The organism is Rhodanobacter fulvus Jip2 (genome assembly GCF_000264315.1).
GTDB classification, from domain to species: Bacteria; Pseudomonadota; Gammaproteobacteria; order Xanthomonadales; family Rhodanobacteraceae; genus Rhodanobacter; species Rhodanobacter fulvus.
The window spans coordinates 1-19,264 of record NZ_AJXU01000045.1 but is presented as its reverse complement, the minus strand read 5'-3'; the positions used below and the strand labels follow the sequence as shown (position 1 = coordinate 19,264).

Below are 19,264 nucleotides of genomic sequence, written 5' to 3'. Positions count from 1 at the left end.
CTTCTCCTCGCTGAAGAACGAACTCGTTCACGGTGAGGCCTTCGCGACACGCGATGCCGCGAGGGTCGCCATCGTCAGCTACATCGAAGGCTTCTACAATCGCAAACGGCTGCATCAAGCACTCGGCTATCGCATACCTGCGGTTGTCGATGACGAGGCTATGAGTGCTTAATTAACGTGTCCGAAAAAGCCGGGCCACCTCAGGCTAACTTTCCGACAGGCGAGCCAGGCCAACTTCCACGATACGAAACTCCTGAGGATGCTATCGCGGCGGCATGCCCGAGCCGAGCCCCGGGCCATGGCCAGACCATCACAGCTCGACCCGCGCGACATTCCAAAACATCATTCATCGAGCGCGGGACGGGCAAGGTCTGGTCCGTGCCGATGCCGGAATAAGAAGGCCCGCAAGCCTGACGGGGCAGGTTCACTTCTCCGCCGAATCAAGTGAACCCGCCTTCGGTTGCTGGTTACTTGCCCGCGTCCCAGACCCGCCCCTCAACGGTGCCGCCCTTGTCGACCATGAATACCTCGACCGCAAACACCTGGTAGGTGGGGTCGTCGCTGGCGTCGAAGTTGTCCAGGTTCGGGAGCTTCCAGCCGTTGGCTTCCCAAGCTTTTACGTGGTCGGCAAAGATGATCTTGTGGTCAACCCCAAGCGGCAGTTGCTCCTTGGGCCGGCTCCAGTACTGGTAGAACGTGGCGGTGTTGTTGATCGAGGGCTTTTCCTTGCGGAGAGTGCGGTAGGTGGTGTACTCCACGCCGTCGCTGACGAAGGAAACGCCCTCCTCACCGCCCTGCCCCGGCGTACGCACGCCGCGCTGGACAACGTAGTACTCCACCAGGTGCGCCGGGTCGGCCGGGTCCATGTTCTTGTCGTAGCCCCAGCCATACAGAGTCACGTAGCTGGCGCCCGAATCCTTGTCGAGGTGGTAGCCGATCACGCGGTTGCGGTCGCCATGGTCCCAACCCGCGCCACCGACATAGTTGTAGTCGCCACCCACCCAGTCGATCTTGAAGTTGCCCTGCTCGTCCAGCTTGAACGAGGCCGCGCCACCATCCTTCCAGTGGGTAAAGAACAGATCTCCCACGTGACCGGTCGCATGGCTCTGCGTGAGCAGCGTCTCGCCACTGAAGCGCTGGGTGTACGCCTTGAACTTGGTGATCGGCGGCTTGGCCTGCGCCGAAGCGGACGGCTGGGGCTGTGATGGCGGCTGCGCCGCATCAGCCACAGGCGCCGGGTGCGAACCGCAACCGGCGATACCCAGGATCAGGGTGGAAGTCAGGAGGGCTTTGGTGAGGCGACAGGTCATGAGGTGCCGTGCGGGATCAAGGGGACGAACGAGCAGCATGGCTTGTCGGTGGCGTTTAGCCAAGGAGGCAAGGGGTAAGGAAAAATATGGGTGCCGCGGCGCTCTGCTGAGTGCCCGGACCGTGGTGAACGCCTGTTCTTGCCTCGAGGCAGTCAAGGCGATTCGACTTCCACCGCGGTCCCGCGCCCGGTCGGTGCCGTGGCGAACGGCGAAGCCGGGTCGTAGATCCACGCAGCCTGATCTTTCAGCCCCTCCGCCGTCACCAGCACATCGTTCAAACCTGGGCGAAGGCTGACATCGGGCCACAGTGCGATATGTTCCCGAACTGATGCGTCCCCAAGATCTTGGCCATTGACCTGCAGATGCACCTTGGCGGTGTTGGTGTAGACCTTTACCTGTGTCTTGCTGCTCGTACGATAGCGATGGCGGCTATCGGCAAGGTGGAGCATCGGTCGGTCGGACCAGTTGGCCTGATACCAGAAATAGGCGTCCTTCTTTACTTCGCGGTCGTAGGTAACAAGCCCTTTATCATTGATTCCGTTGCGGTCGCCCTCGGCGCGGCCATCGGATGCCACATCAAACGCAACCCACACGAACGATCCCCAGAGATATAGCAGATCCTTGATCTCGCGCCAGTTTCGCTCGTGATAGAGCGCCTGGAACTGTTCGGGATGCCATGCGCTAGTCGTCACCGGTGGCGCGGGATCGCTCTCCTGATCGCGAATGCTGCCTCCGGCACCATATTCGCCGATGGCAAATGGCCGATGAGGAAATTGGGCGTGGAAACTGCGAGCCCAGCTGCCGAGCGTGCCTTTCTGATCGGGATACCAGCCAAAATAGCGGTTATAGGCACCGACATCGGAAATCATCGCCTTGGGCGCGTCATCAGCCTGGCAACAGTGGGCGTAGACGGTCGGACGCGACGGATCGGCGGCCGCTGCCACCCCCTGCAGCGCCTTTATCACGCGCAGCACATCGGGATTTTCAGCATAAATCTCGTTGCCGAGTCCCCATACCGCGACCGAAGGATGGTTGAAATTCTGCGCGATCAATTCGCGCATCTGCTGCTCCACGTTGCGCTGGAATGCCTCTCCCGCGTCGATCACTCCATTGAGGGGCACCTCGGTCCAGACGAGCAGACCCCGCCGATCGGCCTCCCGATAAGCGCGTTGCGGATGCTGGAAATGAACGAAACGAACGCCCGTCGCGCCCAGATCGGCGATCACCTGCATGTCGGCCGAAACCTCGCGATCCGTGATGGCAGTTCCACGCCCTGGCCGTTCGCTGTTGAAAAAGACCACGCCGTGCACCGCGTAGGGCCGACCATTGAGCAACAACCCATGGTCTGCGGTGATCTCGATCGAACGGACGCCAAGCGGTGTTTCGATCCGATCCCGTTCACGGCCTCGCGCATCGGTCACCGTGGTGACCACCGAATAGAGGTAAGGATCGGAAACGCCATTCCACAAATGGGGATCGGGAAGATGGGTTTCGGCGATCACCGAGACGGTGCCGCCCGCTTTTACAGTCACCGATTCATGGCATTGCGCGACCTCCCGTCCCTGGGCATCGCGGATGCTGTTAACCACATGGAGCCTTTCTGTCTGGCTACCATCATTGGTCACCAGAGTCCGCGCGCGGATGCGTGCCTTCTTTGCATCGATATGCGGCGTCGACACGTAAACGCCGGGGCCGCCGTGATCCATCATGTCGATGTGCACATCGTCGGTCGAGACGAGCGAAACCGGACGATAAAGTCCACCGAACACGGTGAAATCGCCGCCCAGGGGCGCGATTTGAGGCACTTTGCTGTTGTCGACACGAACGGCGATCGTGTTCCGCCCAACAAGCAATGCGTCCGTGACATCAAGCCTGAAGCGGGCATACCCGCCTTCATGACGACCGACCTTGCGCCCATTTACCCACGCGCCGGTGGCGAGCGCTGCGCCATCGAACACGAGGTAGTAACGCCTCCCCGGATCTTTTCGCCCCATCTCGATGTGGGCTCGATACCATGCCGGGCCGCGATAATAGCCGCCGCCATCATCGCCATCACTCCCATTGAAAGTATGGGGAAGCGTTACGTGGCTCCAGCCGCTATCGTCGAAGTCAGCCGCGTTGGCTCCCTGCACATCTGCTTTCATGAAGGACCACACGGCATCCAGCGGCGTGTCGCTTCGAGGCAAAGCCATCGCCGGCGACAAACCTGTCGCCAGGGCCAAAATGCCGATCAGGCAGCACAACAGTCGACGACACAGCAACGAGGCAAACAAAGGGCGCGGGTTCGAATGGCACTTGCTCAAGCTCGTCATCCCCGCGAAAGCCCCCTGCTGTCCGGAATAAATCACGCATGGCGTGGAAAGCGTTGCGGCACGGCACCTGGGCTGGACGGGCTGGAACCCGCAGCGTCGACTCGCATCCCATCAAGGTGTTGCAACATGCTCAGCATAAGTCGTTGGCACGACATCATGAAAGGTGCGAAAGGGTATCGGGGGGACAATTTGAGCAAGATTGTCCCTGACACCCTTTCCTGACAGCCTCCCGGAAATGACGCACCGCGCACCGACGTAAGGCCGCCTAAGCCTCGCTCATGTGCCGATGCGCTGGTGGCGCAGTACAAACCGCGCCCACCGACATCAGGCATTGTCCCGTCACCTTTTCTGACTCCTCGTAACGGCACTGTCTTGCGAGCCGGGCATGCTTTTGTGGTGTCGAGGCGGCATGGGTCTGCCGTCGCGGCAAGTGGACCAATGCGAAACACATTGTTCAACTTATTGAAATATAAAAGAAATATTTCGAAACCAACTAAAGCAGCCGCGATCACGGCCGCTAGATGGTGACCTCGCCAGCCCTGGTTTTCCCCATGTCCCTGCGCTTCGCCCTTCCTTCCCTTTCCTCTTTCGGCGCACGTCTGGCCGCACGACTGGCCGGCACGGTCGTACTGCTTTTGCTGGTGTGCGCAGGGGCTGCCATGTTGCTCGCCAAAGCCGACGCGCGATTGCAGCAGGTGGTGTCGGATACCCTCGCACCGGTGGCCGACGTGGGGCGGATCCAGAACGACTACAACGACATGCTGCAGGCGGTGACGCATGCCGCGCTCACCGAATTGCCCTCGTCGCTCGATGACGCCGAAATCCAGATCAAGGCCCGCCGCATCGATGTGCAGAAGCACTGGCAGCCGCTGAAGGAGAGCGGGCTCGGTGCCGAGCAACGGCAACTTTTGACACTGACAGAAACGCATCGCGCTGCCGCGGATTCGTCGGTCGACGAGGTCGTCGCCTTGCTCAAGTCCGAACAGTTCGACATGGCGAGGCTCAAGGTCTCGAACGACGTGCAGTACGCCTTCGGTCCGCTCAAGAGCGATTTTTCAAACCTGTTTGCGTTGGCGCTCGCCGACGGCAATTCGCAAGCTTCCCTGCAGCATGCGGCGAATCGGCGCGGGCTCCATGCACTGATTCTTCTGGTGGTTTTCGCATTGGGACTGACGCTGTGGATGGACTTGCGCATCATCCGATCCCTGACCGGCCGCCTGGCCGATGCAGTGCGGGTGGCCACGCGCATTGCGAACGGTTCATTGGGTGAGCCGATCGAACCCGGGCACGATGACGAGATCGGTCGCCTGCTGCGGAGCCTCGACGGCATGGACTGCCAGCTGACCGCGGTGGTCGGCCAGGTACGCGACTGGGCGCGCATGCTCGATGCCCATGCCGCCGACATTGCCGATGGCAACGACGCGCTCGGTCGGCGTACGGAGCTGCAGGCCATGCAGTTGGCGCGCACGTCCGGCGCCATGGCCAGCATCGCGGCAACCCTCTCCGAAAGCGCGCGCCTGGGCAGCGAAGCCGACCGCGCAGCGACCGACGCACGCGGGCAGTCCGAGCACGGCCGTCTTGCCGTCGGCGACGCCATCGGTTCGATGGAGGCCATCGACCACACAAGCCGTCGCATGGGGGACATGCTGGACCTGATCGATCAGGTAGCCTTCCAGACGCGACTGCTTTCCCTCAATGCAGCCGTCGAGGCCGCCCGGGCAGGCGAACACGGCCGCGGATTCGGCGTCGTGGCAACCGAGGTCCGCCAGTTGGCCCAGCAATGCTCGGAGGCGGCGCAGGATATTCGTGGACTCGTCAGGGCCAGCGACGAAGCAGTGCGCAACGGCCTGGGCCTGGTTGGCAGGGCCGGCGATGTGATCGAAAACATCGGCAGCAGCGTCAACCGGCTTGCCGAAGCGATGTCAGCCATGCTGGTGGCCGGGCGCGCGCAGGCCGGCGAGATCGCTGCCGTGAATCAGGCAGTGATCGACATGGACGCGATGACCCGGGAGAACGCCGCGCTCGGCGAGCAGGCTGCCGCGGCGAGCCGTGCGATGAGGGACAGCGCCACGGCGCTGCTGGGCGAAGTCGGCTTCTTCACCCTCGCGGAGACGACACCTCCGCCGCCCCCGGCCGACGACGTGGGCGAGCTTTCGCGAGCGACGTTCGCCAGTCCACTTCCGGTTGCCGCTTGATAGGGTCGCCGGGGCAAAAGGTGTCAGGGACGAATGGCGCTGACTTAAGGCGCTACCGACTCCCGACCGTTCGCGCTGAGCGTAGCCCGCGCAGCAGGCGAAGTCGAAGCGCCGCCAAGCCGGGGCAGCCTCTCGCGAATATGTCCTTCGACTTCGGCCTTCGGCCTACGCTCAGGACGAACGGGTGTTAAGTAAGTGCCATTCGAACCTGACCCCGTTTTTTATTTCCAGCCTTACTGGCCGTAGCCCCGCCACACCCACTCCAGCGCCGTGGGTAATGTCTGTTCGCGCACCTTGCGGTCGCAATGGCCCGAATTGCGCGCGAACACGTACTGATACTGGTAGCCCTTGTCTCTCAGAGCGGTTGCCATGCGGTGGTTGGCCGTGACCCAGTCGTGCATGCCATCGCGCATGACGTTGGGATTGAACAGATCGCGATCGCCAACATCCATCCACAGCCGGATGGGCTTTGTTGCGCTCTTCGCGATCAAGCCGTCTTCGCCGTGATAGCCCCACGCGCCATCGGGCGTTTGCGGATTGAATGGCCACTGCTGGTTCACGAACGTGCCCGAGTAGCTGATGACCCGGTCATACCACTGCGGGTGATACCAGGCCATGGTGAAAGCGGCCGCGGCCCCGGAACTGCAGCCCATCGTGGCGCGGCCGTCCGCATCATTCGTCAACGTGACGCCGTAGCGCCGCTCGACCTGCGGCAACACTTCCGTCTGTATGAACTCGGCGAACCTGCCGGACAAGGTGTCGTACTCGAGGCCGCGTTCGTTGCCCTGCGCGTCGCCGCCGCCGTTCTGGATCATCACGGCGATCATCACCGGCACGCGCTTGTCGGCAATGAGGTTGTCTAGGATGTGGGGCAGCATCATGTCGGGTGCGCCGAACGTGGGCCCGTCGTGCGTGACTATGAAGGGCGCCGCGGTTCCGCGCCGGTACTGCTGCGGAATGTAGACGGTGATGGTGCGCTGGTACGGCGCGGCATGGGTTGCCACGATCAAGGTCTTCGGGTTCGCGGGATCGACGGTACCGAACACGTCGCGACCGATGCCCGGATAGAACTTGCTGTTCTTCGAATCCATGACGAACTGCTGCACGGTCCCCTGCGGCACACCCTGGCGCACGGCAAGTTCGGGTGCCGGCACGTAGTCGGGGCCGATCACGAAATTGCCGTTCGCATCCACCGGTGCATTGGCCGCGCGGCCGTCGACCACCGTGAAATGCGGTGCGCCGGGCGCATCGAACAGGCGGGTCGGCGGCGGCGCGGACGCAGCACCCAGGGCAGCCGCCATAGGGAAGAAAATGCCGAACAGGGCGCCGACGGAAGCCACACGGATGAAGGTAGGCGTTCTCATGAATTCCTCATCGCTACGTTGCGGAAAAGTGCAGAAATGGTGTCAGGGACAATTGAGGCCTACAGGCGTTCCTGTCGAAGATCGCACCCGGAGATTTCTGGGATCTCGCCCAATCGAGCTTCGCCCTCCAATCAATTCCGCCCATTGAGCGGCTTAATTCACTCAAGCAGCTGCGCAGGCACGTGGCGCGAATTGCCATCGTTGAGTTCGACGTCCCCGAACACAACAATGAAAGCGAACAGGTCGTTTCGATGGCACAACGCTACGAGCGAGCGGCGCAGGAATATGGTGAGGACGGCCCGCTGGTTGCCGGCGGATTTCTAGCCCCCATGCTGCTTGGACAACTACGGGCCACGGCACCATCGAACTTTGAGCAGCCGGTCTCTGCTTGGTGCAAGGAACTCGAAAGCGCCGGTTTTCGAGTCCGGTCGAGCACCCATTTGTTTGATTACAGTTGGGCACCAGCCTGGCTCATCGTTGCCGACGCCTGAGTCAGGAAACCGGGAAACCGGGACGGGGAAACCGGGACGACGGGGAAACCGAGGAAGTTAAACGACCTTGAAACCCGGCTTGCGCTTACCCAGGCCATCTGGTCTTGCCGCTTTAACCGGGTCAGAGCCCCTTCTTCTCTGAGACAGGACGGTGCGCCGGCCGGACTTTCGCGCATCGCCCAAGCATCGCTTCGATCTGTCGCTGGAAGTGCTGCGAACCAAGTGCGCGTTGTTGCTGCAGGTTGGCCCGGATGTCCGCTATTCGCTCGGGAGCCAATACCTCGTCGAACAGTGTCTGATACGCCTGTTGTCTCGAGACTGGCTCGGACCCAAGGCGCAGGTATTCGGAGTGATGAGTGACCACCGGATCGCTCGCGCCGTGGGCATTGGCGTGATAGCTCGACCATCGGTACCCGCCCGGGGCCGACACCATGGCCGCCCGCACCGGATTCAGCTCGATGTATCGGTAACAGGCGAGCAGGTAGCGATCGGTATCCACCAGGCAGGACTTGAACCTGCCCTCCCAGAGCGTTCCCGTGCGCCGATAACGGGCGTTGACGTAACCCACGTAATGACGGCCCAGCCACTGCATCATCCTCGACACACCACCACTGGCGCAGGGTGTCAGCAACAGGTGCACGTGGTTGGTCATCAGCACGTAGGCATGCACGGCACAGCCGTACCGCAACGAGGCCTCGCGCAGCCCGGTGAGGTAGGTGCGATAGTCCACATCACCGAAAAAGCACGCTTGCCGGTCGTTACCGCGTTGCACGACATGCTGGGGAACACCCGCAAGGTCCGGTCGCGGCTGACGTGGCATGGGCCTCTCCCAAAAGCCTCAGCATGTCGCGCCCCGCCGAGCACGTCTGTCGGCAATCATCCCAAGCACCGTCAGGAAGGGGCTCTGACCCCGTTAGTTAAACGAAGATCAAAACCCTTTCCACTATTGACCAAACCCCGCCAAATCGCGCGTGAAGAACTGCGCCTTTATGGACATCCATGATGCTTAAGTCAGCGCCATTCGAACCTGACCCCTTTTTTGGGTGCGCCTGCTCGACGACGGCGCCTGGCCGATCGACAACAACCCCATCGAGAATGCCATCCGGCCCATTGCCGTCGGTCGCAAGAACTGGCTCTTCGCCGGCTCCGAAACCGCCGGGCGGCGTGCTGCAGCCATCATGAGCCTGCTTGCCACCGCCAAGGCCAACGGCCTTGAACCGCACGCCTGGCTCACCGACGTCCTTACCCGACTGCCCACCACCAAGAACCGCGACATCGACACCCTGTTGCCACTCGCATAGCTCACGACGGTTGGGTAGGTGGCTCCGGCGAACGCTTACAGATGACCTGCAGCACCTGCGTACGTACGCCAGCCAGGAACGCGCCCTTGGCGACCAGCGCTTCCAGCGCATAGTGGAAACCACCCGCGGACGCCCTGCCGTGTGCCGCCGCGCGGCCGACCACCGCGCGCAAGCAGCCAGGAAGACATTTAATTAGCCACGTCCCCTTTAATTTGGCGCGGTCGTGCCGTGCGCGATTGGACACCCGTTGGAACGGTGCTGCTCAACCCGGATCGCGAGTCACCCACTGCCGCCGAACCTGACCGGCTGGCCGCATGATTGAGCGGACAACTTCGTTGACAAACACCGCTGGCGCCGTTTCGATCGAAACGACGCCTCTACTCCGTCATACGACTGGGGCGCGAGGCGTTGGTGCGACGATGGTCGAGCACGCGCCTAAGCGAACTCATCGATCAGCTACAACACCCAAGTCAACAACTGCTGGATCAACTGTGTGTGCCGGCATGAAAACGTGGGGAAACCTCAGACTCTGACCCCTGTTTTGCTGACTAAATGAACCTGACCCCTTTGTTACGACTCATCTGCGAAATAAACACTCTTAGCCTCTGGTGTTATGCGACTCCTCATCGCTCCGTCCTCTGCCGATGACTGCTTGCTAACCAGTTTCAGATCTCGCAGTTTTGATGTCCTCCTCCCCACCATTTGGTGAGTGGCATCTATCAACGCACCAATCTCGCCAGCGCGCATCGCGCTATCCTCTTCATTCAACGTACTCAAAATGTTTAACTCTATCGGATCCAGCATAAGGTCATCGCGCAGTCCAGCCACCTCCTCTCGAAAGTCGTCGGCGAGTCCAACTATCTGGCAAACCCCATCGCGACACTCTGGGCAACGCCACTTATATAACTCTATGCTTTCCTTCTGCTCCAACGGAAAACAAGTGCCACAAGAATCACACTTTATCGTTCGATTTTTAGCCAAGAAATTCTGTACTACCGCAGAATAGTCGAAACATCTCTGGACAAAATAATTACGATATTCTCGCCCGGCTGGATAACCCCACGAAACTCTCTCCGATTCGGTGAGACCGTAATATAGAGCAAAGACCACACCTGCCTTTCCATCTTTATCACGGGTATTTTTATATCGAGACAGTAAAAAATTTGACTCAAGCGATTGAAAGATATGAGCCATCGCAGTTGTCACAAAGAAATGGCTAACAGGCGCGAGGCTTATCCCATTAAAGTACGAACCACCCACCCGTCCTTCAGAGATCGCAGCTCGGACATCACGCGCTTGACTAATCAGGCACTTGAGGAGAGCCTGTTGATTATGCCTATCTAGCTTATTTTCAAATGGCTCCAACGCGAATCTATTCATTCTATCAAAATACTGAGAGATAGTTGACTCATAGTATTTACGTGCAGCAAGCCTAATAGACTGCCCAGTGATTCGCACACCCTTAGAAATGCTGTCTAGATAACAAATGTGGAGCAGCGCACCAACCAACCGAGGAACGTTAAAGGTCGCCTCAAAAAGCAACCTTACGTGCTGCTCAAGAGGAACCTTTTCATCGAAGTAGTCATCCAACTTTTCCCCGAATGCACCAAACCGGGAACCAAGTAGGCGTTGAAGGTGGTCAATTGCGGACTTCTCCATGGACTGCACTTCGACATCTTCGTAAAGGTCACAGAAATCTAGCGCGATTGTGTCAACTTTGGTTGAATCGATTTTACCGTAATAGACACGTCCAGGATAACCTGCAACTTTGAGTTTAACTAATTCCCCACTTGAGTTATTCAGCGGCGCAAGAATTATATCCACGAATAAGCGCTGGTCAATAAACCCAAGCTCGGAGAAATCATCAAAAAAAACTACCAACCTCTTCAACCCACATGAATCAATAATGGACCGGATGTCGTTCAAAATTTCTGCAAAGGGAAATGATCTGAGGACGACTTCAGAGTAGTCTTCATAAATTTCTCTATCATCCAAAGTCTTTTCAAAATCACCTACTGACGCGACCGCTTGGGCGCTTGGCCCAATAGGATTAACAGATCCGCCAGCACCAAAACTTCCTGACTCACCCTGCTCGGACTGGGCGCGCTGTCGATACTTCTTTGTGATTGCCTGAAGGACGGGAATCTCAGTGTCTTTCAGTTCTGCCTTGCCAAGGCCAGATCGCAAGTCGCTAATTTTATTTTTTATATCTTGATAAGAGCGACCTGGACCAACCCAGCGATCCCAAAGTGACATCCGCTCGCAAACATCATCGACTTCCTTTAAAAGCTCAGACAGGACTGAAGCGAGGAAAGTCTTCCGAAGCATGTGGGCCTTTAGGACCCCTGCATCAACTTCCTGCCCCAATGGCATCAGAGTCGCGATCGATGAAGTCGAAAAGACGTCATATAGACTTTTGACGTCTATATACACAGATAGAGAATCTTGTCTGCCACGCAATTCGATTTGAGCGCGAGCGATGATTGTGCTTTTACCTGTACCTTTTCGGCCCAACAAAAACGTCGTATTGGATGAAAGTACGGAAGTCAGTACTGCATTACCTGGGAGAGGATCAACGTAAAGTTTTTTGACTGGGTCATCGCCAAGCTCGCCGTCAAATTCTTTCAACTCAGCTCGACGATACTGACGTAATGATTCTGCGATGCGTGCAAATTTTTCCGGTTTCACTATAAGTCCCTGTGTGATGTTGGCTACATATTCCGCCGATACTCCCCCCCCACCTCATACAACGCATGACTAATCTGCCCCAACGAGTTGTACTTAACCGCCTCAATCAACTCCTCAAACACATTCCGCCGCTCCCTCGCCGTCATTTGTAGCACTTTGAGACTGTCAGCAGCCAGCGCATTCCGCGCCTCCCCATACCGCTTCACATTGGCAATCTGCGCCCCCTTCTCCTCCTCCGTCGACCGAATCAACTCGATCTCCGCCGCAATCTCCCCCGCATGCTCCTTCGGCAAAAACGTGTTGACGCCAATCAACGGCAACGACCCATCATGCTTCTTGTGCTCGTAATACATCGACTCTTCCTGAATCTTCCCACGCTGATACATCGTGTCCATCGCGCCAAGCACCCCGCCCCGCTCGCTGATCGCCTCGAACTCCTTGTACACGGCCTCCTCCACCAGATCGGTAAGCGTATCGACCACATAGCTCCCCTGCCACGGGTTCTCGTTGAAGTTCAGCCCCAGCTCCTTGTTGATGATCATCTGAATCGCCACCGCCCGCCGCACGCTTTCCTCGGTCGGCGTGGTGATCGCCTCATCATAGGCGTTGGTGTGCAGCGAGTTGCAGTTGTCGAACAGCGCGTACATCGCCTGCAGGGTGGTGCGGATGTCGTTGAACTGGATTTCCTGCGCGTGCAGGGAGCGGCCTGAGGTCTGGATGTGGTACTTCATCATCTGGCTGCGACTGCTGGCGCCGTAGCGCTCGCGCATGGCGCGGGCCCAGATGCGGCGGGCAACGCGGCCGATGACGGTGTATTCCGGGTCCATGCCGTTGGAGAAGAAGAAGCTGAGGTTGGGCGCGAAGTCGTCCACGTTCATGCCGCGGGCGAGGTAGTACTCGACGATGGTGAAGCCGTTGCTCAAGGTGAAGGCGAGCTGGCTGATCGGGTTCGCGCCGGCTTCGGCGATGTGATAACCGGAGATGCTGACCGAGTAGAAGTTGCGCACCTTGTGGTCGACGAAATACTGCTGGATGTCGCCCATCATGCGCAGCGCAAATTCGGTGGAGAAGATGCAGGTGTTCTGCGCCTGGTCTTCCTTCAGGATGTCGGCCTGCACGGTGCCGCGCACGCGGGTCAATGTGTCGGCCTTGATGCGGGCGTAGGTTTCCGCGTCGAGCAGCTCGTCGCCGCAGACGCCGAGCAGGCCAAGGCCCAGGCCGTCGTTACCTTTCGGTAGATCACCGTGATACCGCGGGCGCGAGGTGCTGGCGTAGAGCTTGTCGATGGCCTGCTGCGCGGTGGCCCAGCGCTGCGCGTCTTCCTTCAGGTATTTCTCGACGTTCTGATCGATGGCGGTGTTCATGAACATCGCCAGGATCATCGGCGCGGGGCCGTTGATGGTCATGGACACCGAGGTGCTGGGCGCGCTGAGGTCGAAGCCGGAGTACAGCTTCTTCATGTCGTCGAGGGTGGCGATGTTGACGCCGGAGTTGCCGATCTTGCCGTAGATGTCCGGGCGCGGGGCCGGGTCTTCGCCGTACAGGGTGACCGAGTCGAACGCGGTGGACAGGCGCGTGGCCGCGCCGCCCTGGCTCAGGTAATGGAAGCGGCGGTTGGTGCGCTCGGGCGTGCCTTCGCCGGCGAACATGCGGGTGGGGTCTTCGCCGCTGCGGCGGTACGGGTAGACGCCGCCGGTGTACGGGTAGTGGCCGGGGAGGTTTTCCTTGCCGAGGAAGGTGAGGAGTTCGCCCCAGTCCTTGGATTTGGGCGGGGAGACTTTGGGGATTTTCTGGTGGCTTAGGGAGTCGCGGTAGTTGTCGACGCGGATGACTTTGTCGCGGACTTTGTATTCGTTGAATTCGGCGGTGACGGATTCGTAGAGGGCGGGCCAGTGGCGCAGTTGTTCGATGGCTTCGTGGGTGAGTTCTTTGAGGGCGGCGTTGTAGCGTTGGCGGAGGAGGAGGATGGAGCGGTCGACGCTAACTCCCCTCTCCCCTTGGGAGAGGGGTTGGGGGTGAGGGTTCGGGGCTTGCATGGAGTTATTTGCTTCGCCCGTACCCTCACCCTCGGTCCCTCTCCCAAGGGGAGAGGGATGCAAATCGGTGCTGCTGTACAGATCCAATGGACGCGGCAGTTGCGGATCGCCCAGTTCCTTCAGCGCTTCGTAGTAGTGCTGCGCCTTGCTGGCGAATTCGGCCTGGGTTTCGATGCCCTTGTTGATGGCGCGACCCTGCTCGGCGATTTCAGCGAGGTAGCGCACGCGGGCGCCGGGAATCAGCACGGTGGCGCGCGGTTCCTTCAGCGTGGTGTCGAGCTGGGGCTGGAAATCGCAGCCAGCTTCTCCGATTCCCGATTCCCCACTCCCGATTCCCAACTTGTGCCGCATCAAGCGGCACAAGTTCACGAACATCCAGGTGACGCCCGGATCGTTGAACTGGCTGGCGATGGTGGGATAGACCGGCACGTCCTCGTCTTTCACGTTGAACGCGGTGCGGTTGCGTTTCCACTGCTTGCGTACGTCGCGTAACGCATCTTCCGCGCCGCGCTTGTCGTATTTGTTCAGCACGATCAACTCGGCGAAGTCGATCATGTCGATCTTCTCCAGCTGGCTGGCGGCGCCGTAGTCGCTGGTCATCACGTAGACGGGAAAGTCGACCAGGTCGACAATTTCCGAATCGCTCTGGCCGATGCCGGCGGTCTCGACGATGACCAGGTCGTACGGCTGGCTCTTCAGGAAGTCGATGCAATCGTGCAGCACCACGCTGGTGGCGGCGTGCTGGCGGCGGGTGGCCATGGAGCGCATGAATACGCGGTGGCTGCGCAGCGAGTTCATGCGGATGCGATCGCCCAGCAACGCACCGCCGGAGCGACGGCGCGTGGGGTCGACGGCGAGCACGGCGATGCGCATGTCGGGGAACGCGTGCAGGAAACGCAGCAGCAGTTCGTCGACGACGGAGGATTTGCCGGCGCCGCCGGTGCCTGTGAGGCCAAGAACTGGCGTGCTTGGCCGGGAATCGGGAATCGGGAATCGGGAATCGGTAGAGCCGCTTGCCCATTGCTTGCGCAGCTCGGTCAGTTCCGGCTCGCTAAACGTGTCGTCCTCGATCGCCGAGAGCATGCGGCCAATGCTGATCTCGTCGTCGATGTCCGCGGTTGCTTTTACCGATTCCCGATTCCCGATTCCCGATTCCCTCGCGCGCGCCGCGCGTGCAACCACATCCTCGATCATCTCCACCAAACCCAGTTTCATGCCGTCGTTGGGATGGTAGATGCGCTCGACGCCGTAGTCTTGCAGCTCGCGGATTTCCTCCGGCGTGATGGTGCCGCCGCCGCCGCCGAAGACGCGCATGTGACCGGCGCCGCGCTCGCGCAGCATGTCGATCATGTACTTGAAGTATTCGACATGGCCGCCCTGATAGGAGGAAATGGCGATGGCATCGGCGTCTTCCTGCAGCGCGGCGCGCACCACGTCTTCCACCGAGCGGTTGTGGCCCAGGTGGATCACTTCGGCGCCTTGCGACTGGATGATCCGCCGCATGATGTTGATGGCCGCATCGTGGCCGTCGAACAGGCTGGCAGCGGTGACGAAGCGCAGCGGCGTGGCTTCCGCCGGCTTTGTGCCAGGGGTGACGTGCTTGGCGGGGGAACTCATGACAACTCCGGACTCAAAAGCTTGCGTGGTCCGGTCGATTCTAGTCGCGCGGTGCGTTTTCGATTGTCGCGATGCAATAAAGGCGCGTTCGAAAAAGCCTCGCAATTACAGGCTCAACGAGAGATCCGGGCTGCCGACGACGCGCGTGCCGACGGGCTCGCCGCCAACGAAAGCCAGTGCGGCGGCGATCACTTCGGGCGCATCCAGCACGCGGCGATGTCCCAGCCCCTGGGTGGTGAGCAGGCGCGCGCCGGGCCAGTGCTGGGCGTAACGCTCACCCTCGGCCCACGGCACATCGCCGTCGTCCAGATCATGCACGATCAGGCACGGCTGGCCGTAGTCGCGCACGCGGCGTGCAATCTGCAAATCATCCACGTCGATGCCGGTGCGTTGCCGATGCCAGGCGAAGAATGGCTTGCGCAGGTGTTCGCCGAGTCGCACAAAACGGAAGAAGCGGCCGGCCGCGGCGTGCATGTCGGCGGCGGGCGCCACCAGGATGCATTTTTCGGCATGCCATTGCTCGTCCTGCGCGAACGCCAGCGCCGCGCCGCCCAGTGAATGGGCGATGGCCAGGGCGGCGTTGCCGTAGTGCCGGCCCACAGCGCGCACGGTGTCGGTGAACTCCGGCAGTGTGCAGAGGTCGCCGCTGCTGTGGCCGTGACCGGGGTGGTCGAATGTCACCACCGCCAGGCCCAGCGCGCGCAACGTGGCGACCCAGGGCAGAAAGCGCAGACCGAAGCTGGACCAACCGTGCACCAGCAGCGCGTACGGTTGCGTGGCGGGATCGCCCCAGACATAGGTGGCGATGGTTTCGCCATTGATGTGCAACTGGCCGCGCTGCATGTCGTCGCCCGCTTGCGCTGCCTGCGCGCGACGGCGGCTGCTGGCGAAGGGCGTGGCGAACAGGCGGGCGGCGCGATTCACCGTGCGTGTGGGCGCAAGCCGTCCACCCAGTACAAACGCGGCGCGCACGGCGCCCAGCTTGAGGCGGGCGGAAAACGCGGGGCGATCGGTGGAGGTTCTGGTCGACATGGCGGTACCTCAGGTTTGCCAGCTGCGCCAGAGGCGCTCGAAGGCGCGCTCGGCGTGGCGCCTGGCTTCGTCAAAACCGAACAGCCCGCCGTCGTGGTGCAGGCCGAGCATCAAGGCGTAGATTTCGAAGGCGAGCAGTTCGGCGTCGGTGTTGGCGCGCAGGTGACCTTCGTCCACGGCCTGCCCGATCGCCTTGCACAGTTCGCGGCGCCAGCCGGCCATCTGCGCCACCACTCTGTCGTGCAGCGGGCCGCGGCGGCCGTCGTATTCGCTGGCCGATGACAGCAGCACGCAACCGCTCTGGAATTCGCGGCCCCAGTTGAACCAGTTGGCCACGATCGCCCGCAGCCGCGGCAGGCCGCGTGGTCGCTTCAACGCGGGCGCCAGCACCGTGGCCATGAAACGCTGGCCGCCCGCATCGAGCACCGCCAGCTGCAACTCCTCACGCGAGCCGAAATGCGCGAACACGCCGCTCTTGGACATGCCCACGTCGGCGGCCAGGCTACCGATGGACAGGCCTTCCAGCCCGCCGTTGCACGCCAGCGCGTAGGCGTGGTCGAGGATGGTTTCGCGCGTGGCGGCGCGTTTTCCGGTGGCGGTGGGGGTGTTCATGGCGGGATAAATAGCACGATCGTTCGTTCTTTTCAACACAGCAACCACGCGGCCGTGATGTGTTGTCCGTATGCTGGCGGTCACACGTCCAAGGAGGAGCACCATGAAATACCGTCACCTGCTGGCGCCGCTGGCCACCGTGCTGCTGAGCGCCTGTGTCACCTCACCCACCGGTCGCTCGCAATTGATGATGGTGTCGGATACGCAGATGAACCAGATGGGGCTGACCGCGTTCAACGACATGCGCAAGCAGGGCAAGTTTGTCGACGCGCCGCGCGAGCGTGCCTACGCCACCTGCGTGTCGCGGGCGCTGATCTCGGTGCTGCCGCCGCCGTGGAACACGCAGCAATGGGAAGTGCAGATCGTGGACGACGACACCGCCAACGCGTTCGCCCTGCCCGGCGGTCGCATCGGCGTGAACAAGGGCATGTTCAAGCTCGCCAACAACCAGGACCAGCTGGCGGTGGTGCTGGGTCATGAGCTGTCGCACGTGGTGGCGCGCCATGGCGCCGAACGCGTGTCCGACAACATGGCGACACAGGCGGCGGTGGCGGCCGGTACCGCGTACGCCGGCACGCGCGGCACCAACACCGGTTACGTCGCCGCCGCGCTGGGCCTGGGCGCTCAAGTCGGCATCCTGCTGCCGTTCTCGCGCACGCAGGAAAGCGAGGCCGATACGCTGGGCCAGCGCTACATGGCGCAGGCCGGTTTCGATCCGCGCGCGGCGGTGACGCTGTGGCAGAAAATGGGCGCACAAGGTGGCAGCAAGCCGCCGGCATTTCTCTCCACCCACCCTTCCACCGGCAACCGCGCGCAGGCGCTGAACCAGCAGGCGCAGCAGCTGATGCCGGTGTATGAGCAGGCGCGCAAGAGCGGCCACGCACCGAATTGCCGCATGTAACCGGCAGCCCGGCGTTTGCTGCGTCGCGGGAACACCTTCACGGACGAAGTACTAAACTCCGCGCCAGTTTCATCGCCCCGGCCTCGGTCGGGGCGATCAGTTTCAGGGTTTTCTGTTTCCGGGGCGGCGGCGGTTGCCTGGCCCTCGCCCCAGTCCGTAGATGCCGTCTGGCACCGTAATCCATGGAGTCACCGTTCCAATGATTTTTGAAACCATCGCCAACACGGGTCACGAAGAAGTCGTCTTTTGCCACAACAAGGACGCCGGCCTGAAGGCCATCATCGCGATCCACAACACGGTGCTGGGCCCTGCGCTCGGCGGTTTGCGCATGTGGCCGTACAAAACCGAGCAGGAGGCGGTGAACGACGTGCTGCGGTTGTCGCGCGGCATGACGTTCAAGAACGCGGTGGCCGGGCTCAACCTGGGCGGCGGCAAGGCGGTGATCATCGGCGATCCCAGCAAGGACAAGTCGGAGGCGCTGTTCCGCGCGTTCGGCCGCTTCGTCAATTCGCTCAACGGCCGCTACATCACCGCCGAGGACGTGGGCATCGACGTCAACGACATGGAATACGTGTTCCGCGAGACCGACTACGTCACCGGCGTGCACCAGGTGCATGGCGGCTCGGGCGACCCGTCGCCATTCACCGCCTACGGCTCGCTGCAGGGCGTGATGGCCTCGCTGCAGGCGAAGTACGGCAACGAGGACGTGGGCAAGTACAGCTATGCCGTGCAGGGCTGCGGTCACGTGGGCGGCGAGTTCATCAAGCTGCTGCGCGAACAGGGCGCCAAGGTGTTCGTCACCGACATCAACAAGGAAGCGGTGCAGCGCTGCGTCGACGAGCTGGGCTGCGAGGCGGTGGGCCTGGACGAGATCTACGACGTGGACGCCGACGTGTACTCCCCGTGCGCACTGGGCGGCACCGTCAACGAGCAGACCATCGATCGCATCAAGGCGAAGATCATCTGTGGCCCGGCCAACAACCAGCTGGCCACCGACGAGATCGGCGACGAGCTGCAGAAGCGCGGCGTACTGTACGCGCCCGATTACGCGGTCAACGCCGGCGGCGTGATGAACGTGTCGCTGGAGATCGACGGCTACAACCGCGAGCGCGCCATGCGCATGATGCGCACGATCTACTACAACCTGGGGCGCATCTTCGAGATTTCGAAGACCGAGAACATCCCCACCTATCGCGCCGCCGACCGCCTGGCCGAAGAGCGCATCAACGCCATCGGCAAGATCAAGCTGGCGCATATGGGCAATGGCGGGACGCGTTTCCAGGGGCGGATGCGGGGGCAGTAAGTACACCGGGGCTCTTGCTCCTCCCCCTGCAAGCAGGGAGAGGCGGGAGGGGGTTGCCCGAGCTGGCGAGAAAGTCAAAAGTCACCCCTCCCCAGCCCTCCC

13 protein-coding genes and 1 pseudogene are annotated in these 19,264 nt (G+C 61.1%); 6 read left to right on the top strand and 8 right to left on the bottom strand.

Annotation, left to right across the window (positions count from 1 at the left end; translation table 11 throughout):
- Window positions 1–10: 10 nt before the first annotated feature.
- A complete protein-coding gene (locus UU9_RS11735; protein WP_425476850.1) occupies window positions 11–172 on the top strand; it encodes an IS3 family transposase in 162 nt (53 codons plus the stop codon).
- 295 nt (window positions 173–467) lie between these two features.
- On the opposite strand, the gene UU9_RS11730 is transcribed toward UU9_RS11735, so the two are convergent.
- Window positions 468–1,310, bottom strand: coding sequence for a glycoside hydrolase family 11 protein (locus UU9_RS11730; RefSeq protein WP_007081970.1), 843 nt, complete (start codon window positions 1,308–1,310; stop codon window positions 468–470).
- Window positions 1,311–1,462: 152 nt separating this feature from the next.
- Window positions 1,463–3,613: a glycoside hydrolase family 2 protein gene (locus UU9_RS11725; protein WP_202799826.1), complete on the bottom strand. Its 2,151-nt coding sequence runs from the start codon at window positions 3,611–3,613 to the stop codon at window positions 1,463–1,465.
- 560 nt (window positions 3,614–4,173) lie between these two features.
- Here UU9_RS11725 and UU9_RS11720 point away from each other — a divergent pair.
- The gene (locus tag UU9_RS11720) at window positions 4,174–5,817 is read left to right on the top strand and encodes a methyl-accepting chemotaxis protein (RefSeq protein WP_083838970.1); all 1,644 of its coding nucleotides are present in this window, start codon (window positions 4,174–4,176) and stop codon (window positions 5,815–5,817) included.
- Window positions 5,818–6,050: 233 nt separating this feature from the next.
- On the opposite strand, the gene UU9_RS11715 is transcribed toward UU9_RS11720, so the two are convergent.
- Window positions 6,051–7,181 carry an alpha/beta hydrolase gene (locus UU9_RS11715; RefSeq protein ID WP_083838969.1) on the bottom strand — a complete coding sequence of 377 codons (1,131 nt, stop codon included), beginning with the start codon at window positions 7,179–7,181 and terminating at the stop codon, window positions 6,051–6,053.
- Between the two features lie 182 nt (window positions 7,182–7,363).
- On the opposite strand from UU9_RS11715, the gene UU9_RS17955 reads away from it, so the two are divergent.
- Complete coding sequence (locus tag UU9_RS17955) at window positions 7,364–7,672, top strand: hypothetical protein (RefSeq protein ID WP_156804270.1); 309 nt, start codon at window positions 7,364–7,366, stop codon at window positions 7,670–7,672.
- A 121-nt stretch (window positions 7,673–7,793) separates the two neighbouring features.
- Here the strand turns inward: UU9_RS17955 and UU9_RS11710 are convergent, their stop codons facing one another.
- Complete coding sequence (locus UU9_RS11710) at window positions 7,794–8,492, bottom strand: transposase (protein WP_007081966.1); 699 nt, start codon at window positions 8,490–8,492, stop codon at window positions 7,794–7,796.
- A gap of 226 nt (window positions 8,493–8,718) precedes the next feature.
- Here UU9_RS11710 and UU9_RS11705 point away from each other — a divergent pair.
- Window positions 8,719–8,973 (top strand): annotated as a pseudogene (locus tag UU9_RS11705) (transposase domain-containing protein); the annotation flags it as partial.
- A gap of 570 nt (window positions 8,974–9,543) precedes the next feature.
- Here UU9_RS11705 and UU9_RS11700 read toward each other — a convergent pair.
- From UU9_RS11700 to UU9_RS11685, 4 genes are all read right to left on the bottom strand, one after another.
- On the bottom strand, window positions 9,544–11,661 hold the full coding sequence (locus UU9_RS11700; RefSeq protein ID WP_040670898.1) for a PHD finger domain-containing protein: 2,118 nt from the start codon (window positions 11,659–11,661) through the stop codon (window positions 9,544–9,546).
- Between the two features lie 23 nt (window positions 11,662–11,684).
- Complete coding sequence (locus UU9_RS11695; RefSeq protein WP_007081963.1) at window positions 11,685–15,314, bottom strand: methylmalonyl-CoA mutase family protein; 3,630 nt, start codon at window positions 15,312–15,314, stop codon at window positions 11,685–11,687.
- A 105-nt stretch (window positions 15,315–15,419) separates the two neighbouring features.
- Window positions 15,420–16,346 (bottom strand): alpha/beta hydrolase, encoded by a 927-nt coding sequence (locus tag UU9_RS11690; RefSeq protein WP_007081962.1) that lies wholly within the window; start codon window positions 16,344–16,346, stop codon window positions 15,420–15,422.
- Between the two features lie 9 nt (window positions 16,347–16,355).
- Complete coding sequence (locus tag UU9_RS11685; RefSeq protein WP_007081961.1) at window positions 16,356–16,958, bottom strand: TetR/AcrR family transcriptional regulator; 603 nt, start codon at window positions 16,956–16,958, stop codon at window positions 16,356–16,358.
- Window positions 16,959–17,061: 103 nt separating this feature from the next.
- Between UU9_RS11685 and UU9_RS11680 the strand changes: the two genes are divergently transcribed.
- Window positions 17,062–17,859: a M48 family metallopeptidase gene (locus UU9_RS11680; protein WP_007081960.1), complete on the top strand. Its 798-nt coding sequence runs from the start codon at window positions 17,062–17,064 to the stop codon at window positions 17,857–17,859.
- A 199-nt stretch (window positions 17,860–18,058) separates the two neighbouring features.
- Complete coding sequence (locus tag UU9_RS11675) at window positions 18,059–19,162, top strand: Glu/Leu/Phe/Val dehydrogenase dimerization domain-containing protein (RefSeq protein ID WP_007081959.1); 1,104 nt, start codon at window positions 18,059–18,061, stop codon at window positions 19,160–19,162.
- Window positions 19,163–19,264 lie beyond the last annotated feature (102 nt).

Coding starts and splice junctions, on each gene's coding strand:
- UU9_RS11715 (WP_083838969.1), bottom strand. CDS start 7,181: ATGAGAACGCCTACCTTCATCCGTGTGGCTTCCGTCGGCGCCCTGTTC.
- UU9_RS11720 (WP_083838970.1), top strand. CDS start 4,174: ATGTCCCTGCGCTTCGCCCTTCCTTCCCTTTCCTCTTTCGGCGCACGT.
- UU9_RS11675 (WP_007081959.1), top strand. CDS start 18,059: ATGATTTTTGAAACCATCGCCAACACGGGTCACGAAGAAGTCGTCTTT.
- UU9_RS11685 (WP_007081961.1), bottom strand. CDS start 16,958: ATGAACACCCCCACCGCCACCGGAAAACGCGCCGCCACGCGCGAAACC.
- UU9_RS11695 (WP_007081963.1), bottom strand. CDS start 15,314: ATGAGTTCCCCCGCCAAGCACGTCACCCCTGGCACAAAGCCGGCGGAA.
- UU9_RS11730 (WP_007081970.1), bottom strand. CDS start 1,310: ATGACCTGTCGCCTCACCAAAGCCCTCCTGACTTCCACCCTGATCCTG.
- UU9_RS11680 (WP_007081960.1), top strand. CDS start 17,062: ATGAAATACCGTCACCTGCTGGCGCCGCTGGCCACCGTGCTGCTGAGC.
- UU9_RS11690 (WP_007081962.1), bottom strand. CDS start 16,346: ATGTCGACCAGAACCTCCACCGATCGCCCCGCGTTTTCCGCCCGCCTC.
- UU9_RS11710 (WP_007081966.1), bottom strand. CDS start 8,492: ATGCCACGTCAGCCGCGACCGGACCTTGCGGGTGTTCCCCAGCATGTC.